General features: G+C 55.6%; 27 protein-coding genes and 1 tRNA gene. 8 read left to right on the forward strand and 20 right to left on the reverse strand.

Annotation, left to right across the window (positions count from 1 at the left end; all coding sequences use genetic code 11):
- Positions 1-515 precede the first annotated feature (515 nt).
- Positions 516-728 (forward strand): hypothetical protein, encoded by a 213-nt coding sequence (locus GM655_RS15790; protein ID WP_155435633.1) that lies wholly within the window; start codon positions 516-518, stop codon positions 726-728.
- A gap of 213 nt (positions 729-941) precedes the next feature.
- Here the strand turns inward: GM655_RS15790 and GM655_RS15795 are convergent, their stop codons facing one another.
- The 8 genes from GM655_RS15795 to GM655_RS15830 form a co-directional block, all read right to left on the reverse strand.
- Positions 942-1,676 (reverse strand): abortive infection system antitoxin AbiGi family protein, encoded by a 735-nt coding sequence (locus tag GM655_RS15795; RefSeq protein ID WP_229632611.1) that lies wholly within the window; start codon positions 1,674-1,676, stop codon positions 942-944.
- Between the two features lie 357 nt (positions 1,677-2,033).
- The gene (locus GM655_RS15800; RefSeq protein WP_155435635.1) at positions 2,034-2,759 is read right to left on the reverse strand and encodes a hypothetical protein; all 726 of its coding nucleotides are present in this window, start codon (positions 2,757-2,759) and stop codon (positions 2,034-2,036) included.
- Positions 2,760-2,927: 168 nt separating this feature from the next.
- The gene (locus GM655_RS15805) at positions 2,928-3,161 is read right to left on the reverse strand and encodes a hypothetical protein (protein WP_155435636.1); all 234 of its coding nucleotides are present in this window, start codon (positions 3,159-3,161) and stop codon (positions 2,928-2,930) included.
- 64 nt (positions 3,162-3,225) lie between these two features.
- On the reverse strand, positions 3,226-5,073 hold the full coding sequence (locus GM655_RS15810; protein ID WP_196308783.1) for an SIR2 family protein: 1,848 nt from the start codon (positions 5,071-5,073) through the stop codon (positions 3,226-3,228).
- A complete protein-coding gene (locus GM655_RS15815; RefSeq protein ID WP_155435638.1) occupies positions 5,034-5,207 on the reverse strand; it encodes a hypothetical protein in 174 nt (57 codons plus the stop codon). Before GM655_RS15815 ends, GM655_RS15810 begins: the two co-directional genes overlap by 40 nt.
- 49 nt (positions 5,208-5,256) lie before the next feature.
- Entirely contained in the window at positions 5,257-5,619 is a 363-nt protein-coding gene (locus GM655_RS15820; RefSeq protein ID WP_155435639.1) for a DUF6232 family protein, read from the reverse strand.
- Positions 5,620-5,758: 139 nt separating this feature from the next.
- Positions 5,759-6,475, reverse strand: coding sequence for a hypothetical protein (locus GM655_RS15825; RefSeq protein WP_155435640.1), 717 nt, complete (start codon positions 6,473-6,475; stop codon positions 5,759-5,761).
- A 201-nt stretch (positions 6,476-6,676) separates the two neighbouring features.
- Positions 6,677-7,462 carry a hypothetical protein gene (locus GM655_RS15830; protein ID WP_155435641.1) on the reverse strand — a complete coding sequence of 262 codons (786 nt, stop codon included), beginning with the start codon at positions 7,460-7,462 and terminating at the stop codon, positions 6,677-6,679.
- 246 nt (positions 7,463-7,708) lie between these two features.
- Between GM655_RS15830 and GM655_RS15835 the strand changes: the two genes are divergently transcribed.
- Complete coding sequence (locus GM655_RS15835) at positions 7,709-7,954, forward strand: AbrB/MazE/SpoVT family DNA-binding domain-containing protein (RefSeq protein ID WP_155435642.1); 246 nt, start codon at positions 7,709-7,711, stop codon at positions 7,952-7,954.
- 23 nt (positions 7,955-7,977) lie between these two features.
- Here the strand turns inward: GM655_RS15835 and GM655_RS15840 are convergent, their stop codons facing one another.
- Entirely contained in the window at positions 7,978-8,382 is a 405-nt protein-coding gene (locus GM655_RS15840; RefSeq protein WP_155435643.1) for a hypothetical protein, read from the reverse strand.
- 926 nt (positions 8,383-9,308) lie between these two features.
- Between GM655_RS15840 and GM655_RS15845 the strand changes: the two genes are divergently transcribed.
- The 4 genes from GM655_RS15845 to GM655_RS15860 all read left to right on the forward strand — a co-directional run bounded on the left by GM655_RS15845 (position 9,309) and on the right by GM655_RS15860 (position 12,407).
- Positions 9,309-10,835 carry a pilus assembly protein TadG-related protein gene (locus tag GM655_RS15845; protein WP_155435644.1) on the forward strand — a complete coding sequence of 509 codons (1,527 nt, stop codon included), beginning with the start codon at positions 9,309-9,311 and terminating at the stop codon, positions 10,833-10,835.
- Positions 10,832-11,305 carry a TadE/TadG family type IV pilus assembly protein gene (locus tag GM655_RS15850; RefSeq protein WP_155435645.1) on the forward strand — a complete coding sequence of 158 codons (474 nt, stop codon included), beginning with the start codon at positions 10,832-10,834 and terminating at the stop codon, positions 11,303-11,305. Before GM655_RS15845 ends, GM655_RS15850 begins: the two co-directional genes overlap by 4 nt.
- Before the next feature lie 48 nt (positions 11,306-11,353).
- Complete coding sequence (locus GM655_RS15855; RefSeq protein ID WP_196308784.1) at positions 11,354-11,884, forward strand: TadE/TadG family type IV pilus assembly protein; 531 nt, start codon at positions 11,354-11,356, stop codon at positions 11,882-11,884.
- A 100-nt stretch (positions 11,885-11,984) separates the two neighbouring features.
- Entirely contained in the window at positions 11,985-12,407 is a 423-nt protein-coding gene (locus tag GM655_RS15860; protein WP_155435647.1) for a PaaI family thioesterase, read from the forward strand.
- A 78-nt stretch (positions 12,408-12,485) separates the two neighbouring features.
- Here GM655_RS15860 and GM655_RS15865 read toward each other — a convergent pair whose 3' ends face one another.
- Genes GM655_RS15865 through GM655_RS15885 form a run of 5 tightly spaced genes read right to left on the reverse strand, consistent with a single transcriptional unit; the run spans position 12,486 to position 16,053 of the window.
- Positions 12,486-13,004, reverse strand: a complete 519-nt coding sequence (locus GM655_RS15865) for a TlpA disulfide reductase family protein (protein WP_155435648.1) — start codon at positions 13,002-13,004, stop codon at positions 12,486-12,488.
- Between the two features lie 2 nt (positions 13,005-13,006).
- The gene (locus GM655_RS15870) at positions 13,007-13,654 is read right to left on the reverse strand and encodes a BON domain-containing protein (protein WP_155435649.1); all 648 of its coding nucleotides are present in this window, start codon (positions 13,652-13,654) and stop codon (positions 13,007-13,009) included.
- Complete coding sequence (locus tag GM655_RS15875; RefSeq protein WP_155435650.1) at positions 13,647-14,243, reverse strand: phosphoheptose isomerase; 597 nt, start codon at positions 14,241-14,243, stop codon at positions 13,647-13,649. Before GM655_RS15875 ends, GM655_RS15870 begins: the two co-directional genes overlap by 8 nt.
- Positions 14,244-14,300: 57 nt before the next feature.
- Positions 14,301-14,651 (reverse strand): YraN family protein, encoded by a 351-nt coding sequence (locus GM655_RS15880; RefSeq protein ID WP_155435651.1) that lies wholly within the window; start codon positions 14,649-14,651, stop codon positions 14,301-14,303.
- A 7-nt stretch (positions 14,652-14,658) separates the two neighbouring features.
- Positions 14,659-16,053 carry a penicillin-binding protein activator gene (locus tag GM655_RS15885; protein ID WP_155435652.1) on the reverse strand — a complete coding sequence of 465 codons (1,395 nt, stop codon included), beginning with the start codon at positions 16,051-16,053 and terminating at the stop codon, positions 14,659-14,661.
- 9 nt (positions 16,054-16,062) lie between these two features.
- Here GM655_RS15885 and rsmI point away from each other — a divergent pair, with 9 nt between their 5' ends.
- Both rsmI and GM655_RS15895 read left to right on the forward strand, forming a co-directional pair.
- Positions 16,063-16,971, forward strand: coding sequence for a 16S rRNA (cytidine(1402)-2'-O)-methyltransferase (gene rsmI / locus GM655_RS15890; protein ID WP_155435653.1), 909 nt, complete (start codon positions 16,063-16,065; stop codon positions 16,969-16,971).
- A gap of 109 nt (positions 16,972-17,080) precedes the next feature.
- Positions 17,081-17,157 (forward strand) — tRNA-Pro (locus GM655_RS15895).
- Between the two features lie 106 nt (positions 17,158-17,263).
- Here GM655_RS15895 and GM655_RS15900 read toward each other — a convergent pair.
- The 6 genes from GM655_RS15900 to bioF all read right to left on the reverse strand — a co-directional run bounded on the left by GM655_RS15900 (position 17,264) and on the right by bioF (position 24,270).
- Positions 17,264-18,184, reverse strand: a complete 921-nt coding sequence (locus tag GM655_RS15900) for a hydroxymethylglutaryl-CoA lyase (RefSeq protein ID WP_155435654.1) — start codon at positions 18,182-18,184, stop codon at positions 17,264-17,266.
- A 1-nt stretch (position 18,185) separates the two neighbouring features.
- Positions 18,186-19,118 (reverse strand): 2-hydroxyacid dehydrogenase, encoded by a 933-nt coding sequence (locus tag GM655_RS15905; RefSeq protein WP_155435655.1) that lies wholly within the window; start codon positions 19,116-19,118, stop codon positions 18,186-18,188.
- A 9-nt stretch (positions 19,119-19,127) separates the two neighbouring features.
- The gene (locus GM655_RS15910) at positions 19,128-21,164 is read right to left on the reverse strand and encodes an acetyl/propionyl/methylcrotonyl-CoA carboxylase subunit alpha (protein WP_155435656.1); all 2,037 of its coding nucleotides are present in this window, start codon (positions 21,162-21,164) and stop codon (positions 19,128-19,130) included.
- Between the two features lie 82 nt (positions 21,165-21,246).
- Positions 21,247-22,296 (reverse strand): biotin synthase BioB, encoded by a 1,050-nt coding sequence (bioB, locus tag GM655_RS15915; RefSeq protein WP_155435657.1) that lies wholly within the window; start codon positions 22,294-22,296, stop codon positions 21,247-21,249.
- A 17-nt stretch (positions 22,297-22,313) separates the two neighbouring features.
- A complete protein-coding gene (bioD, locus tag GM655_RS15920; RefSeq protein WP_155435658.1) occupies positions 22,314-23,084 on the reverse strand; it encodes a dethiobiotin synthase in 771 nt (256 codons plus the stop codon).
- A 1-nt stretch (position 23,085) separates the two neighbouring features.
- Positions 23,086-24,270: an 8-amino-7-oxononanoate synthase gene (gene bioF, locus GM655_RS15925; RefSeq protein WP_155435659.1), complete on the reverse strand. Its 1,185-nt coding sequence runs from the start codon at positions 24,268-24,270 to the stop codon at positions 23,086-23,088.

Raw genomic sequence — 24,270 nt, forward strand, 5'->3', positions numbered from 1 at the left:
TTGCAATAACTAGCCACTTCGGTTTCTTCGCATCAGACGTGCGACTAATACAGGCAGTAACCGGTTATGATTATGCTAAACAAATCGAGAGAGAGTATATCGGAGCGCGTCAAGGTAGTTGTAGCGCTCCGTAGTAAATATCTTTGAGTTTCTAAGTTTTTTTAGTTTTGTTTATTGCTAGCGAAATTTCTTGTTTAGACCCATAAAGCGACAAAAAATATTTTTTTATAGTCGATTCACAATATGAGGAAAATCATACGAACACCTTCAATGTGAGAGTGAAGCGCGGTCCACTTTCTGGAATAGCGACAGATGGAACTAGGCTAAATATATTGCCGGGTTTGTATACAGTACGAACGGATGGTGCTAACCTTGTTTTCGAGCGAACTGATACGCGTAACGATGGAAGTATCGTCGTGGATATGAATGATTATCCAGAAATTGGCGAATTTCCCAGCGGAATTCATACCAACACTCAAATTGAATTAGTTGACTACTAAAAAATCAGGAACATCATGCAAGGCACAATTCAGATTGGTAATGAGATTATTACATTCATGCGTGGACCAGATTATGATGATGCACATGAATTTGGCCCATCCGATACCGTTTCCTATTCAATAAATACTCTCGGCATAGGAGCAACGCAGCCTCTGACAATGCCACGAAAAGACTTCTTAAAAGTATTGATGCATTTTACGGAAAAGGCCAAGTCTTCCTTTTCATAAAGAACTCGCATTATTAACTTCCCTAGAATTTTGAATGGCTAAGGAGCCTTTGAGAAGGGCTTAAGTACGCGGAGCTCAACGTGGCGTAAGCGCTATCTCAAGAGTTATTGCCACCGTCTATGCCGGGCATCGCCGTAGACGCATATTGCCAAGTATGAAACCTTCAATTACGGCGGATTCCGTCCCAAAACGGACGCCGAAAGAATTACATAGTCATAGGTCGGCATGCAGGCCTTCCAACGACAGCACTCTAGAGGCCAGAATCTTCGCCTCATCCTCTTCCAAATCAAGTTCAGATTCAATGTAGTCCATTATTTGGGGAATGTCTGCATCCCTTTTTACAAATATATATCTCACGTCCTCTGGTGAAAACTTCAAGAGACAAAGGCTTTTACTATTATCATTGGCGCGTCGCAAAACATCAGGTTTTTCATGGTCGTCTTTTTTCAAGTATGGCTCAAGCTTCAGGTGTTTCGGAACGTATCGCCATTCCGACTCTAGATAAAATTTCTTCTTTATAGACTTCTCTCCCCGCATTGTCATACCTTCAGATGGCTTGGAATATGCAAATATATACCTCATGGTTATTTTCGCTTTTTCCTTATCTTCCTTTTCTAGCTTATTAGCATGTGAATTTAAATTCAACATCTCTTTAGTAAGCTCATTGCCAGACGATAAATATAGGATTGGATTTAGACCATTTCTTTCTGCCCAAGAACGGGTGAGCCCGAGGCCAAATTTACCGTAGTACCCAACATGGTCTTTAATTCTTGATAGTGGAATATCGCAAAAACACACCATCGGAAAACTAACGTAATCGAGCTGTTTTGCAGTGAGTTGCGACACGTCCTCACGGCAGTACCTAGGCCAGAATCCGTCTTTCAATATGGATTTGAGAATTCGCAGATTTTTCGTGAAGTGAAATATACTATCCGATTTTGAATTCATTATTTTTGGAATATTGAGAGAGTTTTGTTCGCTAAAGACAAATGATATAAGCCCTGTTGTTCTTACTGAGATGGGTGCTCTACTCACAGTTGTCGTAATATGATTTTCTTAATGGGAAATTTCAGGAATTATCACCACTCAATCGGAGTCCATTTTTAGTACAAATTAACACCTACAGATTGAAATTAATCTTGAAATTTAGGACTGAACAGCTGCTTTTGAGTAGAAGATAAGAGCAGTCCTACAGCCTCAGAAAAGACGGTAAATTTTTAATTTTTTTTAGTTGTATTTCTTTGTTGCAAAGTCTATTAAATAGTGCTCATCCAAATAACCTGTTTTAATATTTTTTTTAAAAATCTATTTGGGTTCAACGCATTCGTCGCAATTAGTTCCAATCATGTTATCAACAGACAATGAAATTTTCTTTGCGCCATTTTTTAACCAAATTACCCAGAGATAACGCTCATCCAATTCTCCTATAAAACGGCTACTTTTAGCAATTATTGCGACTCGCCCTTTAAAGTTTGCATTCAGTACAAATTTTCCTTCGGAATCTGATTTAGTCGAAAAGATAGTAGGCACAGAAGAATCAATTCCATCAAAGAACTCTTGATATGAATTGCCGAACGTCGATTTCCTTTCAAGCCTTAGAAGTTTCTCTGTTGCAACCTCAAGATTTGATTCTGAGACCCTGTAGTAATGCGCAAAGTCGCTTGTTGGCGAATGTATATCTTCCCCAGTTTTTTTTGCATCATCAACTTCCTTTTTGTATTTTAATATTTCTTGCTTTGTTTGAATTATTTCTGGAATTAATTCATTGCGTAGCTCTGTAAGTGCTGCTTTTCTGTTTTTTAAATAATTGTTTAATTGATTTTCTGAAACGACTGATATTTTCACTAATGGCAATTTGATTACCTGTTGACCACGTGTGACAATAAATATATCTCCTTCAATGGAAGTATTTTTTTGCTCACTTCTCTTACTTTGATTGATTTCATCAGAAAATGCAGGTGAAGAATACATAAGTAGAGATGCGACTAAAATAAGGAAAAATCTTGCGCTATTAATAATATTTTGTTTCATTTATTGGCCTTCGTCTATTTATGAATTACGACAATAAAGCAATTTTTCGTTAGACAGTCTAACGCGCACTTGTCATATGTGCCACAAAAAATGTAAATCATAAGTCGGGCATCTCGAAAATCCACTCTAGGTAGGTTCTCACGCACACGGCGCTGGCCAGACGTTGACTTATACTGGCACAAATTCGATTAGTGCACGGCTGCCCTCTGCATCCTTTGCAATTGCAGCCATTCGGTAGGTGGGTAGGATTTCGCGCTCAGATGCCACAGCCCAGTCCAACGCTTGCTTTTTTACGTTGCGCGTCTGGTGTAAATCTTCGGGCGCTACTTTGATAGCTTGAGCAAATACGACGATAGAACCATTCATGCTCATTTTTGTGGGAAACATGAAGGCTTTGTTCATTGGCTCTGTCTCTACAAAATAAAGCCAGATGGGAAGTCGAATTGTTGCGATGATAGGGGCCTCATTAATACCAACGTTGGCTAAGCTTCGCGATGAAAGAGCTGAAAGCTTCTAATTCCATCTTGCATTCAGCAGCGGAGGTACCGAAGAGTCTAGGCGTAACGTATGGAGATTTGTCTCCGGCGTCATCAAGGGACTGCTGAATCTCCTTGATGATACGTTCACCGTTATTGCGCCTGCTTCCATATGCGCAAGCTGGCGGAGCCGCCCAGTATGAATCAAGACTCTGTTGCGAGTGATATCCGTAGGACAGCGCTATGAGAATTTCAAGTTTGTCGAACGCCATAGTGAACTGAGCATCTGTGACAGCAATACGCTTACACCATGGTTTTAATCTGTCATGCAACCAATCGCTCAGGGGGGAAAAGCGCTCTTGCATTCCTTCAAGCCCCTTTCCACCGGAGTTACTCAGCAAACATGCCGCAGCAAACATTTTAACTGCAGCCTTGTCCTCTTTATGTTCGCGGGCTACGGTTACGCCGAACAAGTCACTCAGGAAATCGAGGCGCTCGGACAAGGCTGCACCAATTCCAAGTGCGTAGAAGAGCAACGCAGCAGGATACTGCTGTAGCTCAAGCCAAAAAACATAACCACTTCCGCCTTCATGAAGTGTTGCTAACGCAGAGAGTACGCGCAGCCAGATTGGTGTATGGGCAGCTTCGCCCCAGTGTCCGGCCTGCACCGCCATTGGGGCCAATGTTGCACATGCGGCTTCATACGCCCGCACACGCTCCGTAATCGTCTCTCCTGTTGGCACCGGTCCGCCCTGAACTGCAAAGCCAGATGCATCAATGGCTTCGATTGTTCGCTCCAATTCGCTGAACACCAAGTCTGAAAGCTGAATACGGTACTTAGACTCTGACATATACCGCTTTAAGCTGGCGACGGCCGCTTCTGTTGATAGCGGATGAGGACGGGAAAATTCCTCAAGTGATGCAACCTGTTCCTGTACGGATACAAAAAATGAGTCTGCATCTTTTATGGAAATCACTTGCGCACCACGGTGGTCAATCAGTTGTTGTGCAGATGCACTAGGCTCTCCGCGCATAGCCCAGTACGTAGTAAAGCGCCTCGATGGCGCCCTCGTTATCGCCCGCCGCAGTGCTTCATCCCAATCCGCCGACCAGCCGCAAACAATTAATCCAAACTCATCAAAGATGCGGTCAAGCAGGCGGTCAAACTCTACTGGATAAGCGCTGAGCTCTTCAGGTGTATTCAGAATCCGGGTATCAAGATAGTCGCCGTGTACCTTGAATAGACAGCACTGGGTATGGATAAGTGGAAGCGCACCATGCACTTGGTCGGCAGTGCTCAGAATGGTTGGAACGATGCCAACGTCCGCCAGTGCCGTTTCCATCAACCTATCGAAGTTCGTGGTAACGATGACCTTGATAAATCCCTTGGACACCAATTGAGCAATTGCGCGATGCGCCGCTGTTGGCTGCTTCGCACCTTCGTCCCGTTCCTCCTCTGTAGGCTCCCAATACGTCCGCAGGAGCTGCTGCCGCTCAGCTGACGTCTTCGCTACAGCATCAAGCAATTCGGAATAGTCTGGGTCGCACCCATATTTTTCTCGATACCAATCTTCCGGTTTGGCGCCGCAATCTTCGCCAACTACCTTTGCAAGTTTGCGAACTAGGTCAAGTGTAATTGCCCAGCCAGTGGGTATCTTTGCGGCGTGCGAAATTCCTGAGCCTACAAGTACAGCATAGACGCCACGGTTAGCCTGAATTGAGAAGGCAAGCGAATGGATGGGAGCAATCACTGGTGCCTCAAGAGTTGAGTGGCGTGCAATGGGTTTATAGCTTTCAATTAAGAGTTTTCCACAGCGACATTTTCCGGTATGAGGCAAACTTCTGCGCCAGCCTTCCGTAACCCCACTTCCATACCAGGAAGGATTGCATACCAACGTCCATCACCAAATTTAGCGAACATAAGTTGCTGCTTGCCGTCCGACTCATTTGTTTGCATCAATTCTTTGTTCATTATTTTCCATTTGCTCCGTGGTCACTGTTGGACGAATAATGACGAATACTTACCCGCGATGGACGATTGCGTTGTTTAAAGCTGCAATGACATCGCTCATATAGTTACGTTGATACGTTACTAACGCAGTTGTTTCACCAGCAGATGTAGCCAGCAGAATTTGGTAAATAGTCTTTTGTTGATACAAGTAATAGGCGGCAGCGGCGGTGATGAGTAATCCAGTAATCAGACTGGAATTGAACATGATGATTAACCCAATCAGCAGCACTATGACGCCGCCTGTCCGGTTGGGCTTTTTCTCATATGGTTTGACCGAAGTGACATTGTTCATCGCGTAGGTTTGTCCACCATTGATGAAACGCGAACTCGTTACCTTGACATCACCATACTCAAAGAAAATGCGTTCTTCCATATTGTCCCCTTGGAAAATAAAATTGCTGATTCACCATCTTACTTGTTTTGCCATTGGGGAAATACGCGAATTGTCACAATGATGAGCTATCCAGACGTGGTTCGAGCGCTAGAAGTTATTTGATGGGAGTCTTCATACATCAATTTGTTTGAGTTGCTAGGGTAAAGTAAGCTACAACACCCTCCTCGAAGGCGCTGAGAAGAACGGGCATTGAAATAGATGTTAGCGTAGACGCATTCTTGTGCCGAGATATTACGGGTGTTGCTGCTACGTCCAATACGAACTCGCCTTCATGAACGAACTTGCTGCGAAGGTTATACAAAAATTGGGCGACAGCTTTGATGTCAACCGCGGGATTGCCATTTGATATAAACCCTAACCGAAGTTGGGCCTGGCGGGATTCGGGAAGTCGCTGAAAAAATTGAACGCAACGGCGGATGGAACCGTACGTTGTCTTGTATTCGTCTTGCAGCGACCTGAGGTGTGTTGTATCAGTAATTGGAAAAACGGCGTGCTCTTTTTTCCTTAACCAATCGTAAAAGTCTTCATGCTTTTCGGAGGATAATGATTCAATTAAAGCAAAAATAGAGACCAATTTAAAAGAGTTCGTAAGGTAGTCGATGACTGGATTGCAATCTTTGATTTCGACATGCCAGTCGCCATTCTTCACTAAAAAAACATACTTCGACGCGACGCCTAAAAATAAATCCTTGTTCTCATCCGTTAACTTACCGTAAAAATTCGCGAACGCATCGGAACCTCCGAAGTGCCCTTCGAATACTGCTACGGCATAGGGAAGATAGATTTCTTCGCGATATAGATTGGATAATTTGAGACCGCCTTTTGTAGGATTCATACTTGCCTTTTCTTGACTCTGGTCTTGCCGAAGCTAGTCGCGCTTTGGGATAATTTTACTTGAGCTTACCAGCGTCGGAACGAGGACGGCGTTACACTAACGGGAAACGGCGTGTCTATCTATTGTGCCAATGTCAGTCTCAACTTTAGATACCTCATCCTTCCATTTGTTGAGTAAGGTTGTGCTCTGTCATCTTCCCTTTCACTGACATTCTTTAGCGGCGTAGACTAAAGGCTTCAATGGTTGGAGTTTCTTCAAGACTTCATTTAATTCCACGCCGATGTCCACAGTCAGTGGCTGGATACGGTCGTGCTCCTTGCGCATGAACTCATACGCGTCGGTTTTCTCAAAGAATTCTTTCCTGTACCAGAATGAGTCCAAAAAAAGAAGCCACTTCTCTTCCCTCGTGCCGGTAACATCTTCGTTCAGTTCTGGGCGGACTATATTGCGGTGCTTTGACGTGTTACTCAGGGCATTAAGGTACTTATAGTCGACACCAGTTGTAATCTCGCGAAACAATCTACAGAGATTTTCGTACTCGGGATGACCTGCATCGCGATGCAGCTCGAGGAGCTTTAGGACTTTGTTGAAATCGATTTCCCTTTCCTTAAGCGCGCTAGGAAGCGTATCTAACGCTAGGGAGTAATAGAGCATGTGGGAACAGGTATCCGCTATGGCATGCAGGCTCTGAATAAAGGCCACGATATTTGCCCTGATTTTCAGCATCAGATAGCTAAATTCATCGTAGTCTTCGAAGACCCCCCACAATCCAGTTAACTCCAGTTTGGATTTGATGTATTCGTTCATCATGTCCAATGCTTGGTGGTAGTAATAGCGGCAGAATTCAGGTCTGTCTGTCATGGACCTCACGCTCGGGTGCGCCTTTTCCCACTGAGCCTGACCGAATACCGCAATGACTAGGTCCCTAGTCGACTTGTTATCCCATTGGGGATGCTTCTTTACTTTGGTATTAGAATCGCCGTCCATTTCACTCCTTGTTTTGAATGAGGCCCTCACCATTTTGAGCCCGCTGGCATAGGCTAAAATGTCCTGAAAAACTTTGTGCGGGTGGTCTGCGATGGGGCGCTAGCAGCCCTTCGCTATCTTTTATGTGCTGACTGCCACCAACGCTGAGCGTTGGCGAGCCGCATGAGAATGGGTGGCGGCGATTCATACTTCAGTAAAACACATATTCTTACTAAAATGAGATTTTGTGACTAATAGGAGGCTCGTATGCTGAAAACGCTACGCAAAGCAGGTGGCTCGCGTGTCATGACTGTACCGCGAGCCTTTATTGAGCAAAATGGCCTTAGAGAAGGCTCTCAAGTAGAGATACACCTCCTCGGCAAGCAGTTGATAGTCGAGGCACCTATTCGCCCGCAGTACAAACTAGAGGACCTCCTAGCGGAAATGCCGGATGGGTTTCCCCGCGTTCAGGGCTGGGATGAGATGCCTCCGTCTGGATTTGAGAATTGCTGATGTCGTAGGAGTGGCTGATTGAATTATTCTTGGCGACTCTCCATTGGATTGTTGGTCTGGGTTTCATGACACCTCTCGTGCAACCGGGCCATTATCCAGTCTTGCTCTTCGACGGTAAAAGTCCACTTCCCTTCGGCAGCCTTTTTTATTAATGCTAGTCGGATTCGCTCTAAATTTTTCTCGTCGCTCCATTCAGGAAATTCCCGTTTCTTACGCTGGAAATAGCTAACCAGTTGCCCAACAATGTCATCTGCAATCGTATACCGGTGGAGAAGTTCTTCTGGCGAACGCTGCGGGCTTTCATACATCCCGTCAGCCCGCCTATTTAAAAGCAGCTTAGGTTGTGCGCCGCCGATGGCACCCGGGCTGCGGCCGGTAGGGAAATCTGGATGTATTTCAGGCTTCGGGGTTTCTGGTTGGGTTGGCATGGTCAGCGGCATCCTAAGGTTAGCGGTTGATGATGCTACGGTCCGCCGGCACCTATTTCGCCGACGGATGGAAGCATCACCGCAAGTCAGATTAATGCTTGCTGAGCCTACGATAACTGGTGTTTTTGGCACTGGTCAATGCTCTAAATAGCCGGGTTGGCAAAGTGAAAATTACGCAGTATATGGATTGTTGCGAGTGCACGACGTTGGCAGTTGGCGTACGAGTAAAAATGGAATCGAGCTGATGGGAGACCAACGGTAGGTCTGTGAAAGTGGTCGATGAGTTTTTACGAAAGCACTAGTTCATCGGCTCAATAGTTGTCATAGCTGGGCTAGTGGCAGCAATTGCCAAGGCTTGGCCAGTGCTGGCAGCCGCAATCTAAGTACAGAGAAAAAATGGCTACGCAATGCACTTGCAGCGGGGGTTGCACGCGACGCGAGCGGCTGAGCTTGAAAAGGCCGTCGCTGCGGCGCAGCTCGTCGCCCCGAAATTCCACACGATATTCCGGATAGCCGAAAAAATAAGATAACCGCTGCCCCTGTAACGAGAAAATATATGGATACGACAGAGGTAAAAATTTAAAGTAACCCAACCTGCATAAGGCTTCTAACCAAAATTGCGTGTCCAACCAGAATTTCACTGAAATTTCAGGGTAGAACGGGGTAAATCCGTTATATAGGTAGGTTAGGAGAAGTGAAATTTTTTAATAATATCAATTGGTTACGATGGGAAATGCAAATCCTTCTAACCTATCTATTTAGCTCTGACAGATGTAGCACCAAGCCGCCCTTCGACGGGGCGGCTGATACGCTAGCCATTGCGCTTACGCAAGAACGCTAAGTCTTGCCTGCCTAAAATCTCTCCTGATAGCAACTTTGGTAGCAGCGACCGGTACCGGCCGCGGTACTGGCAAGGGGAGCGGGATATGCGCACAATCGGACCTGGAGCAGGTTCCAGCCTGCAGGCCTATCAGCGCGGCGCGGTGGTCGTGCTGTTGGTCGCCGTGCTGATGGTACTGGTGGGGATGGCTGGCCTGGCGCTGGAGGCGGGGCAACTGTTTAACCGGCGTGCCGAAGTGCAGAGTCTGACCGAAGCGCTGGCGCTGGCAGCGGCGCGTCAGCTCAATGGCAGTGCGAGCGGTGTAAGCGCCGCGCTGACGGCGGCCAGTGAACGCTTAAGCAGCTCTGACGGGTTGCGTTACCAGTACGGCCGCACTCAGGCTAGCTGGAATGCGGCGGCACTCAGCTTTGCCGCTACCGCTCATGGGCCATGGTTGGATGCATCAACGGCCGCCAGCGCACCTCAGGGACTGGCTTACGTAAAAGTCGATCCTTTTCAGCTTGAAACGGCCCTGACCCAGCTTCCCACCGTCTTCATGCGCGCGCTTTCGGCCACGCTGGCACTGGTGCCGGTGGGCGCGCCGAGCGTGGCCGGCCCCGCTTCCATCAACGTGCTGCCATTGGGTATTTGTGCCATGTCGCCGCAGAGCGCGGCGGCACGGGGCACGGAGCTGGTGCAATATGGCTTCCGCCGCGGCGTCAGCTATGACCTGATGAAGCTCGATCCGGCCGATACGGACGGTGTGGGAGCGCACTATCTGATCGATCCTGTCGCCGCGCCCGGTACCAGCGGTATGCCGGACGACTTTATGCTCGATGCGGTTAAGCCCTTCGTCTGCAGCGGCACGCTGGCCATGGGCCGCGTGACTGGCGGTGCATTAACCGTGCAGGGGCCGTTTCCCCTCGCCGCTTTATATGCCCAGCTCAATTCCCGTTTCGGGCAATATACGGCGCCCTGTAATTCCACCAGCGCTCCACCTGACGCGAACGTCAAAGCGTATAGCGTCAGCACCTTTTTCAATACTGCGGCATCATGGATGAATGTCAGTGTACCGGCCCTTAGCGCGCAGGCGGCGGTAAGCTATCCCGTCACGCCCTCGGGCAGCAGCGAAGCGTTGTGGACGTATGCTGATCCCGCTACGCTGCCGCCCAATACGGGGCCGGACAAATATGGTCCATTGTGGAGCTATGCACGGGCAGTGCCGTTTAGCGCCTATGTGGCAGGCGACGCCGAGCCCGTCAGTGGCTATGCGACCTATAGTGCCACCCAGGCTAACTGGACCTTGCTATATCCCGTCAATAGTGGCGGCGGTGTACCCAGTCTGAAAACTGCAGCCTATCCTTCCGGCGCTGCGGCAACGCCCTACCTGGCTACTACTGGCAATTTTTTTGCAGCCCCTTCCGCTGGTGCGCCAGGCCAGCGTGGCCGACGAATACTGAATGTGGCTTTGCTGCGCTGTCCGGTACCGGCTACCGGTATCAGCACTGCAAGTGTGCTGGCGGTAGGAAAATTCTTCATGACAGTGCCGGCCAATAGCAGCCATTTGTATGCCGAATTTGCCGGCATAGCCGCTGAACAGACTTTGAGCGGGACACTGGAGATATTGCAATGAGCAGGCCTGCTGCCGGGCAAATTCAGCGTGGTATCGCTACGCTGGAAATGGTATTGATTCTGCCCCTGCTTTTGCTGTTTTTAGTGGGGATGGTGTATTTCGGCCGATATTTCACGTATTACAGTGCTGCGCGCAAGGCAGCCCACGACGCGGCGCGCTATCTGGCCACAGTGTCGCGGCGCGAAATGAAAACCCAGTTGCAGGGGGCTGCGCAAGTGCCGGCCGTATTGTTAGCGCAGAACATTGCCCAGCGGGAGATTGCAGGTTTGCATCCAGGGCCGGCCGCAGTCGCGGTGGCGGTTGATTGTCTACCGAATGTTTGCGCGGGACTGAGCTTGCCGGACAAGGTAAAAGTCTTGGTGCAGATGCAAGTGACCGATGAATTGTTTGCGCCGTTTAGTGCCGCATTTCTGGGCGATGAAGGCTTGCTATTGCAGGCAGATGTAACGATGTTGTACGTGGGGCAGTAGATGCAGCTCCGTACACAGCGGCGGCGCCATCAACGCGGAATATTGGCCGTGGAATTTGCCATCGTGCTCAGCGTGTTGCTGCTGCTGCTATTTGGTCTGATGGCGGTTGCTCAGGGCTTGTATGCGTTTAACACCGTACAGGAAGTGAGCCGGCGCGCTGCCGCGGCGGCCGCGAAAACAGACTTCAACGACGCCGCCGCGCTGCAGCAGATCCGCCAGAGTGCGGTGTTCCGTAGTAACCCCGGCGTGCTGGCGTTTGCAGCACCGATTAGTGATGCCCATGTACGCATAGACTACCTGAGTATCTCCCGGGCCGCAGACGGCAGCCTGAGCCTGCTACCGATGGCTTTGCTGCCTGCTACACCGGCGGCCAACCGCGTGGCCTGCGCGGCCGACCCCTATGATACGCAGTGTGTGCAGTTTGTGCGTGTACGTTTATGCGATGTGGCGGATGCGGTGTCGTGCCAGCCCGTCACGCTGGATAGTATTTTTCCGTGGGTGCAGCTGAATATAACCCTGACTACGGCGACCACCATCGTCAAGACAGATGGACTAGGCTATGTCGCCTCGCCACTCTAGGGCGCAGGCCCGGGCGGATTTTCCCCTGTCGGGCGGGCCAGGCTACATCTTGCTATCATCGTGGCTATCGGGCTCTGCCTGGCCACTATGAAAGCAGCGGATGGATACCAATAAATTTTCCCCTGAGTTTTTCAATCAACTGGGGCAGGCTACGCTGCCCGGTCATCTGGGCATTAGCATTACCGGCGTGAGCGAAGGTGTCGTGGTGGGCCAGTTCCAGGTAGCCCAGCAGCATTTGGCACCCAATGGTTTTCTGCATGCAGGCAGCGTGGTTACGCTGGCCGATACCGTCTGCGGTTATGCCTGTGTGGCGCATTTGCCGACCGGTGCTGAGAATTTCACCACCATAGAACTCAAGTCCAACCATCTGGGTACGGCGCGTGATGGCGTGGTGGTGGCGACGGCTAAAGTAGTACATCTGGGCCGCACCACGCAGGTGTGGGATGCTACCGTGGTGAATCAGGCGACGGGCAAAACCATGGCGCTGTTCCGCTGCACGCAGATGATACTGTATCCCAAATAAGCCTGAGGCCAGCCATGCGAGCACTGACTACTTCGCTGGCATTGGCCCAGGCTGAGCACACAGGATCACCGGCTGGGCTTAGCCGTGCAGCGATTCTTCCAGCAGCTTGTGCAGGGCGGCGAAATCCGGTTCGCCCAGATAGCGCTTGAGGATGGTGCCATCCTTGCCGATCACGAAGGTGGTTGGAGTCATGGCCACGTTGCCATAGGCGCGGGCCGCCGAGCCATCCGCATCGAGCGCCACCTTGAATGGCAGTGCGCGCGTTTCCGCGTAGTTCAGCACATAGTTAGGCGGGTCGTAGCTCATGGCCACGGCCACGAATTCCAGGCCCTGATCCTTGAACTTGTTGTAGGTCTCGACCATCTTCGGCATTTCAGCCACGCAGGTAGCACAGGAGGTGGCCCAGAAATTGACCATCACTACCTTGCCCTTCAGGCTATCCGGCGCGATCTTTTCGCCTTTGATGCTGACAAAGGCTACCTGCGGCGCGGCCGGACGTTTGTTCAGGCTGACGTAGGTGCCAGCACCGGCTAGCGCCAGTACGACGGCGGCCAGTACGGGCTTGAGCCAGCCCTTGGAAGCTTGAGAGGTGGACATGATCAGGAGTTGTTAGCAGGACGAGGCTGGAACGATTTCCATTCTTCTTCGGTGATGTACTCGAACACCTTGACCACTTTGGCCACGCCGCTGACGCCACGCGCGATATCGGCAGCAATCTGGCCTTCGCGCTGGGTCACGCGGCCTTGCAGATACACATTGCCGCGCTCCGTTACCACCTGGAAGGAGTTGGCCGAAATATCCTTGCGGTCGATCAGGCTGGCTTTGACCTTGGTGGTAATCATGGTGTCGTTCGAGCGCGAGGAGAAGCTCGAATTACCGGCGATTTCCAGTTCGTTCACCACCGATAGCACACCTTCGATACCGGCAATTTCACGCTCGGCCTGCGCGCGGGTGGCTTCATCGCGCACTTCGCCCGTCAGCAGCGCACGGCGGTTAAAGGCATTGACGTTGATGTGGCCGGCCGAGCCGATCACATTATTGAGTTTGATTTCACCTTTGACTTCAATGGCGCGGTCTTCCGTCTGGGCACCGAAAGTGCGGCGATCGGTGGCGGCCAGCGTGCCGGAGATGGCACCGCCCGCGACCAGCGCGACGCAGCCCGACAGCGAGCTGACCAGACCGGCACACAGCAGGCTCATGGCCAGCGGCCGGCGCACGGTTTGCCAGATGGCGGACGGCTTACTCATTCACATCTCCTCCGAATAGGGCGACGTCGATCCCGTCGCAAATGCAGTGTATGGTTACCAGATGCACTTCCTGGATACGTGCCGTGCGGTCGGCCGGTACGCAGATATGTACGTCGGCATCGGTCAGCATTTTGCCGATGGCGCCGCCGCCTTTGCCGGTCAGCGCCACCACGCGCATTTCGCGTTCCAGCGCAGCTTCGATGGCGGCCATCACATTGGCCGAATTGCCCGAAGTAGACAGCGCCAGCAGGATGTCGCCTGCCTGACCGAATGCCTGTACCTGCTTCGAGAAGATCTCGCGGTAGCTGTAATCATTCGCCACTGCCGTCAGGATGGACGTATCGGTGGTCAGCGCCAGTGCCGGCAGCGGGAAGCGCTCGCGTTCGAAGCGGCCCACCAGTTCGGCAGCAAAATGCTGGGCATCGGCCGCAGAACCGCCATTGCCGCAGACGAGAATCTTATTGCCATTGGATAACGCCGAGAACATCAGTTCGATCGCCTGAGCGATATGCGGCGCCAGCACGGTGGCAGACTGGATTTTGATTTCGGCACTTTCGTGGAAGTGCGAGAGGATGCGTTGATTATTCATAGTGTGCTGATTATAGTGCAGGCGTTCAGAATGCCGGACAAGTGCTGAAAAAAATGCTTACATTTCGAGCACGTTTTGCATCCAAGACAAGTTTTCCCCGTCGATAGCGAGCAGATCGAAGCGGCATGGCGGCAGTTCGGCATAGCGTAGCAGAAAGTACTGGGCCGCGCGCAACAGCCGGCGCTGCTTGGCCGGAGTGACGCTGGCGGCCGCCCCGCCATAGCGGGCACTGGCGCGCTGGCGCACTTCGACAAATACCAGCACCGCGCCATGCTGCATGATCAGATCGAGCTCGCCCACCTTGCAGCGGAAATTGCGCTCAAGCAGACGCAGCCCCTGCTGCTGCAAGTAGGCCAGCGCCCTGTCTTCGCCTTGCTGGCCCAGCCGCTGTTGCAGGGTGCTGGCCATACGCTGCCTAAGGAATCAGCACCTGCGGCTGGCCGTTGCGGAATTCGGCCGCTGCTTCATGCCGCTCGAAGCGCGCCGGACCATGGCCGAAATCCACCCTGAGCTGGCCCGTGACACCGTCCAGACGGATCACCCCGTCCGGCTGGCGGCTGATGGCGCGCGCCACGCGGTAGGCATCGATGCCCAGCGCGTACAGCCGCTCCAGATCGGGCCCGATGGTGCTGGTGGGATGGGGATAACTCATCACGGCCGCATGGTCGGGCTGCAGCGACCATGGCAGATCGAGCAGGCGCAGCCCGTTCAGGGCGGGCAGCGCGCTGCCATTATTCAGCGCCGAAGTGCCATACAGACGTAGCCGTGGCAGTACGGGATCGGCTTGTGCCGCGTCGGCATCGGCCAGTACGGCCAGCACATGACGCGTCTGTTCGGCGCCCATGGCGGAGAACAGCAGGCCCGGACGTTCGGTCCGCAGGCGGGCATACCATTGCAGGATTTCGGCTTGGCCGATTTCTCCGTCGGGGGTACCCAGCTCCTCGATATTGGCTACCTTGCCATCATCCTGCCACTGGTCGGCAAACGCGCTGGCCACGCGGCGCTGCCATGCCGTGGTGGTGCTGACTATGCTGGCGCTGGCCTTCACTCCATCCTGCAGGGCGCGGCGCGCCAGCTGGCGCGCCTCGTCTTCCAGCGACAGGCCCATGGCCAGCATCAGCGGTGGCAGCGGGCTGGCGCTGCTATGCCCTTCCGGATAATTGAGGGCGATGGTGGGTTTGGTCACCAGCACGCTTTCAGCCAGCGTGCCCACTGCCGCGCGCGACAGCGGGCCTATCACCACATCGTATTGCTGCACGGCGTGGGCATAGCTGTACAACACGTCCTGCGGCACGTCGCTGGTGGCGATGGCCGTGAGGGTGATGTTGTCGGGTTCGCGTTGCCATGCTGCCTGTACGCCGTCGCGCACGGCGGCTGCGGCCTGCGCCAGTGCTTCTGCCTGCAGCGGTAGCAGCAGGGCGATGCGCAAGGGCGGGCCTGACTTCGCACTGGCAGCGGAGGTGCCGCTGTTGTCGGCACTGGTAGCAGCGTCGGCCCGCGCGCGCGCGGCCGCATCGTTGCCGGCTGGCGGAGCCGAAATGTAGGATGGATTGGTGCCAGTGCTAGGCGCCGGTGGCGGCAACTGGACGGCGAAGACCTCGGCGGCCTGTACTTCCGGCTGCGCTTCGGTGGTTGCCGGCGGCGCCGGGGTGACCGCAGGCACACGGCTAGCTGCCACCGGCGCCGGCACAGCACTTGTATTTGCCTGGCCGGGCGCGCACAATCCACCGGGCGCGTTGCAGAACGGCGTGCTGCAGGCGCTCACCAGCGCCGCGACGATGCTGAACTGCCACCACTTCATTCTTTTCATCCGACCTCCATGACTGCTCAAGCCACCAGCTCCATTGCCAACCTGCCCGTGCTGGGCGAAATGGCACACCAGACCTATCCTAGCGCAACCCTGTACGTGGTGGCGACGCCGATCGGCAATGTGACCGATATAAGCCTGCGCGCGCTACATGTTTTGAGTCTGGTCAATGCGGTGGCCTGCGAAGACACGCGTAACACGGCCCAGCTGATGACGCGCTTCGGTTTGCACCAGCCCTTGATCGCGGCGCACCAGCACAACGAGCGCGAAGTGGCCGAGACGCTGATCGCCCGTCTGCAGGCCGGTGAACGGATCGCGCTGGTGTCCGACGCCGGCACGCCGGCCGTGTCCGATCCCGGTGCGCGCATCGTCGATGCCGTGCGTGCTGCCGGTCTGCGCGTGCTGCCCCTGCCCGGCGCTTCGGCGGCGGTCACGGCGCTGTCGGCCAGTGGTCTGGTGAATGACCAGTTCTATTTTGTCGGCTTCCTGCCCGCCAAAGCCAAGCAGCGCGAGAACTTCCTCACCACGCTGCGTTCCGTCACGGCCACCATGGTGTTCTACGAAGCGCCGCACCGCATCCTTGATTGCGCCAGCGCGCTGGCGGCCGTGTTCGAGCCGGAACGGCAGGTGGTGTTTGCGCGCGAGCTGACCAAGATGTTCGAAGAGATCCACCGCTGCCCGCTGTCCGAAGCTGCCGCGTGGCTGAAGGCGGACGGGCATCGCGAAAAAGGCGAGTTCGTCGTGCTGCTGGAAGGCGCGCCTGCGGCGGATGAGGAAAACGATGCCGAGGCCGAGCGCATCCTGAAGATTCTGCTGGCCGAATGTCCGGTCAAGCAGGCGGCCAATCTGGCCGCGCAGATTACGGGGCGCAAAAAGAATGCGCTGTATGAGCGCGCCCTGCAACTCAAGGACGAAGCCTGATCAGGCAGTGCTGGTGCTGCATAGCCGATTCGCGCGGCTATGCCAGCAATACAGATTTTCATAGAGACACTTGACGAGGGGCGCGGTAGCTTGTATTATCTTGCTTCTTCGGAGTGTGGCGCAGCCCGGTAGCGCACCTGGTTTGGGACCAGGGGGTCCAAGGTTCGAATCCTTGTACTCCGACCAAGATTCAAGAAAAAAGACTCAAGAGTTTCGGCTCCTGAGTCTTTTTTTTATTCCCGCGACAGAATCTGAACCTTGCGCGGCGCAATGGCCGCGCAAGTTATCCAATTTAGCTCACGCGTTTGGCAGCAATCGCATTGCCCGCTCTGCTATTGCCTTTACGGCCGAGGAACTGGGCAATGTACTGGCCCGCATCGACCACGATGTCGAGATCGATACCCGTTTCAATACCCAGCCCCTGCATCATGTACAGCACGTCCTCCGTGGCCACATTGCCAGTGGCGCCCTTGGCGTACGGGCAGCCGCCCAGGCCCGTGACGGACGAGTGGAAAATTGAGATGCCCACTTCCAGACTGGCATAGATATTCGCCAGCGCCTGACCGTAGGTATCGTGGAAGTGGCCGGACAGGCCATCGATACGGAAGGCGCGGATCGCCTCTTCCATCACGGCCTGCGTTTTGCGCGGTGTGGCCACGCCGATGGTATCGGCGATGTCGATTTCGTCGCAGCCCAGATCGCGCATGCGCCCCACCACATCGGCCACTGCGGACAGCGGCACCTCGCCCTGATACGGGCAGCCGAAAGCGCAGCTGATACTGCCACGCAGACGCAGACCGTGATCCTTGGCGGCCTTGGCCACGCTTTCGAAGCGGGCGATGGATTCGGCGATCGAACAGTTGATATTCTTTTGCGAAAACGCTTCCGAAGCGGAACCGAAGATCACCACTTCGTCAGCCTTGGCGGCCAGCGCTGCTTCGAAGCCCTGCATATTTGGCGTCAGCGCGGAATAGATCACGCCGGGGCGGCGTTCGATAGCGGCCATGACTTCGGCGCTGGTGGCCATCTGCGGCACCCATTTCGGCGACACGAAGGATGCCGCTTCGATATTGCGGAAGCCGGCGCTGGTGAGGCGGTTGACCAGCTCGATCTTGACTTCGGCCGGTACGTTTTCCTTCTCGTTCTGCAGGCCGTCGCGCGGCCCTACTTCGACGATTTTGACCTGCTTGGGCAGGCTAGTGTTCAAGCTCATATCAGTACCCCTTGCTACGGTCGACCACACCGGCCACGCTCTGGCCGGCACCGAGTGCGCGTATCTTGTCCGCCATCTGCGCAATGCTTACGCTGCGCAGCGTCAGCGCCGAGATATGCGGCGTGATGGTAATGCGTGGCTCCTGCCAGAACGGATGCTGCTGCGGCAGCGGTTCGTTGCGGAACACATCCAGCGTGGCAGCACTGATATGGCCGGATTTGATTAGCGTGAGCAGATCCGGTTCGGCCACGTGGGCACCGCGCGCCACGTTGATCAGGTAGGCGCCAGCAGGCAGCTTGCTCATATTGCTGCGGTCCAGCAGGTTGCTGGTTTCCGGCGTCAACGGCAGCATGCAGACCAGCACACGGCTACCGCGCAGGAAGGCGTCCAGACCATCCATGCCGTGGAAGCATTCCACACCATCCACCTGTTTCGGGCTGCGGCTCCAGCCGCGTAGCGGGAAGCCGAACGTCTTCAGCGCTTCCAGCACGCGGCTACCGAGTACGCCCATGCCCAGCACACCGACGCTGAAATCGGCACGCTCATATTGGGCCAGCGGTTGCCAGACACCGGCGCGCGACTGCGCTTCGTATTCATCCAGACGGCGGAAGTAGCGCAGCACGGCGTAGCTTACGTATTCGGCCATCTGCGCGGCCATACCGGCATCTTCCAGCCGGATCACAGGTATGTGGGCAGGGATTTCATCGTTGTAGCGCATCAGCGCATCGACACCGGCGCCGGTGAGAAAAATCGCCTTGACCTGTGCCAGCTGCGCCAGCATGGCCTGCGGCGGCGACCACACCACGGCGTAGTCATACGGCCCCTGACTATGTTCCTCGCTCCATACTTCCACCCGTGCCTCCGGCAGATGGCGGGCAAAGTCTTCTATCCATGGCCCCGTGTTGCCATCTGCGCGATGCAAAAGAATCCGCATACCTACTCCTTAAGCCGTTTTGAATGCCAGCAGCGGTGCGCCGTCGGCTACCTGATCACCCACACCGTACAATACTTCTTCCACCACGCCGTCATGCGGCGCGGCGATGGTGTGCTCCATCTTCATCGCTTCCATGATGACCAGCGCATCGCCCTTCTTCACACTCTGGCCGGCGCTGGCCATCACCGCCACCACCTTGCCCGGCATAGGCGCCGTCAGGCGGCCGCCTTCTGCTTCGCTTTCGCCCGCATGGGCCATCGGGTCGTGATAGTGCAGAGGATAGTGGGCGCCGTTGCAGAACACATGCAGCAACTCGCCATCGCGCCGCACGCTGCCATGCACGGCCAGATCACCGAGTTTGATGCTGTAATCGCAGCCCTGCTGCGACATCAGGCTCAGAACTTGCGGCTCGGCCTCGCCCACACCAAACAGCCAGTCGTGCGCGCGGTAGCGCACGCCCACGCAGTAGGGCTGCTCTGCGCTGAATTCGTCGCTGAACGACAGCTTGCGCAGATAAGCCTGATTCATGCGCCAGCCCAGCGCCTGACCCCACGGATCGGCGGCATTGGCGCCCGACTGGGCAGCCGAGACTTCCTTCTCCGCTTCGATCAGCGCCACGGCGGCCAGTGCCAGCACGCTGGCCGGCGCCGCTGCCGCAGCAGGGAACAGGCTGGCGTGGTGACGCTCGATCAGCCCCGTATCCAGATCAGCGGTGGAGAAAGCCTGCCCTTCCACCAGACGTTTGAGGAAGGCGATGTTGGTGGCCAGACCGACGATCTGGTACTGCGCCAGCGCCTGCGCCATACGGGCTAGCGCCTGCTTGCGGTCGGCACCCCAGACGATCAGCTTGGCGATCATCGGATCGTAGAACGGCGAAATCGCATCGCCGCTACGCACGCCGGAATCGACCCGCACAGCGGCCGGCTCGAACGCCGTGTCACCGAGCTCGAAGCTGACGGCAGCAGGCGTCTGCATGTGGCGCAGCGTGCCGATCGACGGCAGGAAGCCTTTTTCGGGATTCTCGGCGTAGATACGGGCTTCGATGGCGTGACCGTGGATGGTCAGCTCGTCCTGCTTCTTCGGCAGTGCTTCGCCAGCAGCCACGCGCAACTGCCATTCCACCAGATCGGTGCCGGTGATCATTTCCGTTACCGGATGCTCCACCTGCAGGCGGGTGTTCATTTCCATGAAGTAGAACGAGCCATCCTGATTGGCGATGAATTCCACCGTACCGGCGCCCACGTAGCCGACCGCCTTGGCAGCTGCCACGGCGGCTTCGCCCATAGCGGCGCGACGTTCGGCCGGCATGTTCGGCGCTGGCGCTTCTTCCAGCACCTTCTGGTGGCGGCGCTGTACCGAGCAATCGCGCTCGAACAGGTAGATGCAGTTACCGAGCGTGTCGGCAAACACCTGAATTTCGATATGGCGCGGGCGCTGCAGATACTTCTCTGCCAGCACCTTGTCGTCGCCGAAGGAGCTGATCGCTTCGCGCTTGCATGAGGCCAGCGCATCCTTGAACTGCTCCGAGCTTTCGATTACGCGCATGCCTTTGCCACCGCCGCCAGCGGAAGCTTTCAGCAGCACGGGATAACCGATGCGGTCAGCCTGCGTGTGCAGGAAATCGGCATCCTGCTGGTCGCCGTGGTAGCCGGGCACCAATGGCACATTAGCCTTTTCCATCAGCGACTTGGCGGCCGATTTGGAACCCATGGCGCGCATGGCCGAAGCCGGCGGGCCAATGAACACCAGACCTGCTTCCGCGCAGGCGTCGGCGAATTCCGCGTTCTCGGAGAGGAAACCATAGCCGGGATGGATGGCCTGAGCACCGGTGGCTTTGGCCACCTCGATGATCTTGTCGGCGCGCAGATAGCTTTCCTTGGCAGCGGCAGGGCCGATCAGCACAGCTTCGTCGCACACGGCGACGTGCTTGGCGTTGGCATCCGCTTCGGAATACACGGCGACAGTCTTGATGCCCATGCGGCGCGCAGTAGCGGCTACACGGCAGGCGATTTCACCCCGGTTTGCGATCAGTATTTTTGTGAACATGGTCTCTCTCTTTGCAGCTTATGGCTGGAAGTTTTTTTATTGTGGTGCGATAGAGGTCGGCGCGGATAGCGGCTTGGGCTACTTAGCAGCCGCACTTTTCCTTCGGTGCCGATTCCAGCACCGTACCGCGGGTTTTCAGGCCCAGTTTGGCCAGCAGCTTGCGGTCGTCGTCGGCTTCCGGATTGTCGGTGGTCAGCAGCTTGTCGCCGTAGAAGATCGAGTTGGCGCCAGCCAGGAAGCACATGGCCTGCACCGCTTCGCCCATCTGGCGGCGGCCTGCGGACAGACGCACGCGCGCTTTCGGCATGGTGATACGGGCCACGGCGATGGTACGCACGAATTCGAAGGGATCGAGCGGATCGAGACCGTGCAGCGGCGTGCCTTCGACTTGCACCAGATGGTTGACGGGCACCGATTCCGGATACGGATTCAGGTTGGCCAGCTGGGCGATCAGGCCGGCGCGCTGCAAACGGGTTTCACCCATGCCGACGATGCCACCACAGCAGACTTTCAGACCGACTTCGCGGATGCGGCCCAGCGTGTCCAGACGGTCCTTATATTCGCGGGTGGAGATGACGTTGTCGTAGAACTCCGGCGCCGTGTCCAGATTGTGGTTGTAGTAATCGAGGCCGGCGTCTTTCAGGCGCTGGGCCTGCTGTTCTTCCAGCATGCCCAGCGTGGCGCAGGTTTCCATGCCCAGTGCTTTCACTTCGCGCACCATTTCTTCGACCTTGTCCATGTCGCGGTCTTTCGGGCTACGCCATGCAGCGCCCATGCAGAAACGGGTAGCGCCGTTGTCCTTGGCCTGACGGGCTGCTTCCAGCACGGTGTCGATGTCGAGGATTTTTTTCGCTTCCACGCCCGTGTCATAGCGTGCCGCCTGCGGGCAGTAGCCGCAATCTTCTTCGCAGCCGCCCGTCTTGATCGACAGCAGGGTGGCCAGTTCCACATCGCCATCGGGGAAGTTGGCACGATGGGTATCCTGAGCGCGCGCCATCAGCTCGGTGAACGGCAGATCGAACAGGGCCATCACTTCGTCCAGTGGCCAGGTAGCTGCTTCCGGCAGCTTGATGGCGGCGGCAGGACGGTGCAGCTCGACGGTCTTAAGTTCTTGCAGGGTGTTCTGGGACATCGTGTTTCCTTCTAGTTTCAGAGTTTGGTGTGAGCTGGCCAGTTGGGCAGCTGCGTAAAATCGAGATGGGCCGCTGCTGCCTGCGCAGTCGGCTCGGCCAGACGGGGCACGCGGCCCAGCAGCGGCGCGGCGATACGCTGCTGCAGGGCTGTTACGTTTTCATCGGCAAAAGCCATATCGGCCACGGTTTCATTGGCGACCCAGCCAACCAGCTTGAGCCCGCGCGCGGCGATGGCTTCCACCGTCAGCAGCGCGTGGCTGATGCAGCCGAGGCGCAGACCGACCACCAGCACGACTGGCAGTTCCAGTTGCGCCGCCAGATCGGCTGTATCGAAATCGTCATTCAGCGGTACGCGGAAGCCGCCCACGCCTTCGACGACCGTTGCGTCAGCGGCGGCATTGATTTCCACGAATGCGGCCAGGATAGGCACAGCGGTGATGGTCTTGCCTTCCAGCGCAGCGGCGATATGCGGCGCAGCCGGTTCCTCCAGCAGGAAAGGCGTGGTGATGGACTGCGGCAGGTGCACATTGCCGGCAGCGGCCAGCTGGTCGCAATCGTCGTTATGCCATACGCCGTCGCGCAGTTCCGCACCAGCGGCAATCGGCTTCATGCCGCAGGCGCGCACGCCGCGAGCCACCAGCGCATGCAGCATGGCCGAGGAAATCAGGGTCTTGCCGATTTCCGTATCGGTGCCCGTCACGAAGCAGCTGAAACGGGGTGGCAGACCAGCAGCAGCGGGCTGGGTCTGGGTTTGTGGTTGGGCGATTAGCGGATCATCGAGACTCATCTCAAGTCCTTTCGAGCGCGTTGAGCGCGACTATCAGTTGTTCTACATCGGCGCTGGTGTGGCCGGCGCACAGCGTCGCGCGCAGCCGCGCCGTACCGGCTGGCACGGTGGGCGGGCGTATCGTGCCCAGCCACAGTCCTTGCTGGTACAGGGCGGCGCCAGCCCGCATGGTTTCAGCATTATCGCCGATCACGATGGGCTGGATGGCGGTGCTGGATGGCATACGCTGCCAGCGCTGCAGTTGCAGGCCGCTATCCAGTTGCGCGATCAGGCTTTGCAGGTGGGCGCGGCGCGCCACGCCTTCATCGCCTTCGATTAGATCGAGGCTGGTGAGTAGCGCGTGCGCCAGTGCAGGCGGCGTGGCTGTGGTGAATATGTAGGGGCGGGCTTTCTGGATCAGCGTTTCGATCACGGTTTCGTGGGCGGCGACAAAAGCACCTGAGACGCCGGCGGCCTTGCCCAGTGTACCCATGTAGACCAGATACGGCGAGCGCAGATCAAAGTGTTCGAGCGCACCATGGCCGCGCGCACCGAGCGTGCCGAAGCCGTGCGCGTCATCCACCACCAGCCATGCGCCGTACTGCTCGCACAGTGCCAGCAATTGCGGCAGCGGTGCCAGATCGCCATCCATGCTGAACACGCTGTCCGTCACCACCAGTTTGGTGGCAGCGTTGGAATCGGCCAGCAGCTGCTTGAGCGTGGCCAGATCGGCGTGGGGATAGACTTGCACGCGCTTGCGCGACAGCCGTGCACCGTCGATCAGCGAAGCGTGGTTGAGCGATTCGGAGAAGATGGCGGTGTCGGGATCGGCGACCGTCAGCCCCGTGATGATGGCCAGATTAGCCATATAGCCGGTGCAGAAAGTCAGCGCGCGCGGCGCTTCCAGATGATCACCGATGAAGGCGGCTAGCCGTTCTTCCAGCTGCACGTGGGCGCGGCCATGGCCGCTGATCAGGTGCGAAGCGCCGCTGCCGGCGCCATACAGTTCCACGCCCTCCTGCAAGGCCTGTTTGATGGCCGGATGGTTGGCCAGACTCAGATAGTCATTGCTGCAGAAGGCCAGCAGTTCGCGGCCGTCCACCTGCACGCGCGGGCCACACGGCGAGTCCACCGTGCGGCGCTGGCGGATTAGATTATGCTGATCCAGCGTCTGCAGTTGCTGGTTTAATTGTCGGAGTAGTTCCAT

This window comes from Pseudoduganella danionis (assembly GCF_009720775.1).
GTDB classification, from domain to species: domain Bacteria; phylum Pseudomonadota; class Gammaproteobacteria; order Burkholderiales; family Burkholderiaceae_D; genus Rugamonas; species Rugamonas danionis.

Coding starts and splice junctions, on each gene's coding strand:
- GM655_RS15840 (WP_155435643.1), bottom strand. CDS start 8,382: ATGCCAACCCAACCAGAAACCCCGAAGCCTGAAATACATCCAGATTTC.
- GM655_RS15900 (WP_155435654.1), bottom strand. CDS start 18,184: ATGAGCTTGAACACTAGCCTGCCCAAGCAGGTCAAAATCGTCGAAGTA.
- GM655_RS15905 (WP_155435655.1), bottom strand. CDS start 19,118: ATGCGGATTCTTTTGCATCGCGCAGATGGCAACACGGGGCCATGGATA.
- GM655_RS15845 (WP_155435644.1), top strand. CDS start 9,309: ATGCGCACAATCGGACCTGGAGCAGGTTCCAGCCTGCAGGCCTATCAG.
- bioB (WP_155435657.1), bottom strand. CDS start 22,296: ATGTCCCAGAACACCCTGCAAGAACTTAAGACCGTCGAGCTGCACCGT.
- GM655_RS15825 (WP_155435640.1), bottom strand. CDS start 6,475: ATGAATCCTACAAAAGGCGGTCTCAAATTATCCAATCTATATCGCGAA.
- GM655_RS15795 (WP_229632611.1), bottom strand. CDS start 1,676: ATGAATTCAAAATCGGATAGTATATTTCACTTCACGAAAAATCTGCGA.
- GM655_RS15815 (WP_155435638.1), bottom strand. CDS start 5,207: ATGAACAAAGAATTGATGCAAACAAATGAGTCGGACGGCAAGCAGCAA.
- GM655_RS15885 (WP_155435652.1), bottom strand. CDS start 16,053: ATGAAAAGAATGAAGTGGTGGCAGTTCAGCATCGTCGCGGCGCTGGTG.
- GM655_RS15865 (WP_155435648.1), bottom strand. CDS start 13,004: ATGTCCACCTCTCAAGCTTCCAAGGGCTGGCTCAAGCCCGTACTGGCC.
- GM655_RS15910 (WP_155435656.1), bottom strand. CDS start 21,164: ATGTTCACAAAAATACTGATCGCAAACCGGGGTGAAATCGCCTGCCGT.
- bioF (WP_155435659.1), bottom strand. CDS start 24,270: ATGGAACTACTCCGACAATTAAACCAGCAACTGCAGACGCTGGATCAG.
- GM655_RS15875 (WP_155435650.1), bottom strand. CDS start 14,243: ATGAATAATCAACGCATCCTCTCGCACTTCCACGAAAGTGCCGAAATC.
- GM655_RS15805 (WP_155435636.1), bottom strand. CDS start 3,161: ATGAACAAAGCCTTCATGTTTCCCACAAAAATGAGCATGAATGGTTCT.
- GM655_RS15800 (WP_155435635.1), bottom strand. CDS start 2,759: ATGAAACAAAATATTATTAATAGCGCAAGATTTTTCCTTATTTTAGTC.
- GM655_RS15830 (WP_155435641.1), bottom strand. CDS start 7,462: ATGGACGGCGATTCTAATACCAAAGTAAAGAAGCATCCCCAATGGGAT.
- GM655_RS15880 (WP_155435651.1), bottom strand. CDS start 14,651: ATGGCCAGCACCCTGCAACAGCGGCTGGGCCAGCAAGGCGAAGACAGG.
- GM655_RS15820 (WP_155435639.1), bottom strand. CDS start 5,619: ATGGAAGAACGCATTTTCTTTGAGTATGGTGATGTCAAGGTAACGAGT.
- GM655_RS15790 (WP_155435633.1), top strand. CDS start 516: ATGCAAGGCACAATTCAGATTGGTAATGAGATTATTACATTCATGCGT.
- GM655_RS15850 (WP_155435645.1), top strand. CDS start 10,832: ATGAGCAGGCCTGCTGCCGGGCAAATTCAGCGTGGTATCGCTACGCTG.
- GM655_RS15835 (WP_155435642.1), top strand. CDS start 7,709: ATGCTGAAAACGCTACGCAAAGCAGGTGGCTCGCGTGTCATGACTGTA.
- GM655_RS15860 (WP_155435647.1), top strand. CDS start 11,985: ATGGATACCAATAAATTTTCCCCTGAGTTTTTCAATCAACTGGGGCAG.
- rsmI (WP_155435653.1), top strand. CDS start 16,063: ATGACTGCTCAAGCCACCAGCTCCATTGCCAACCTGCCCGTGCTGGGC.
- GM655_RS15870 (WP_155435649.1), bottom strand. CDS start 13,654: ATGAGTAAGCCGTCCGCCATCTGGCAAACCGTGCGCCGGCCGCTGGCC.
- bioD (WP_155435658.1), bottom strand. CDS start 23,084: ATGAGTCTCGATGATCCGCTAATCGCCCAACCACAAACCCAGACCCAG.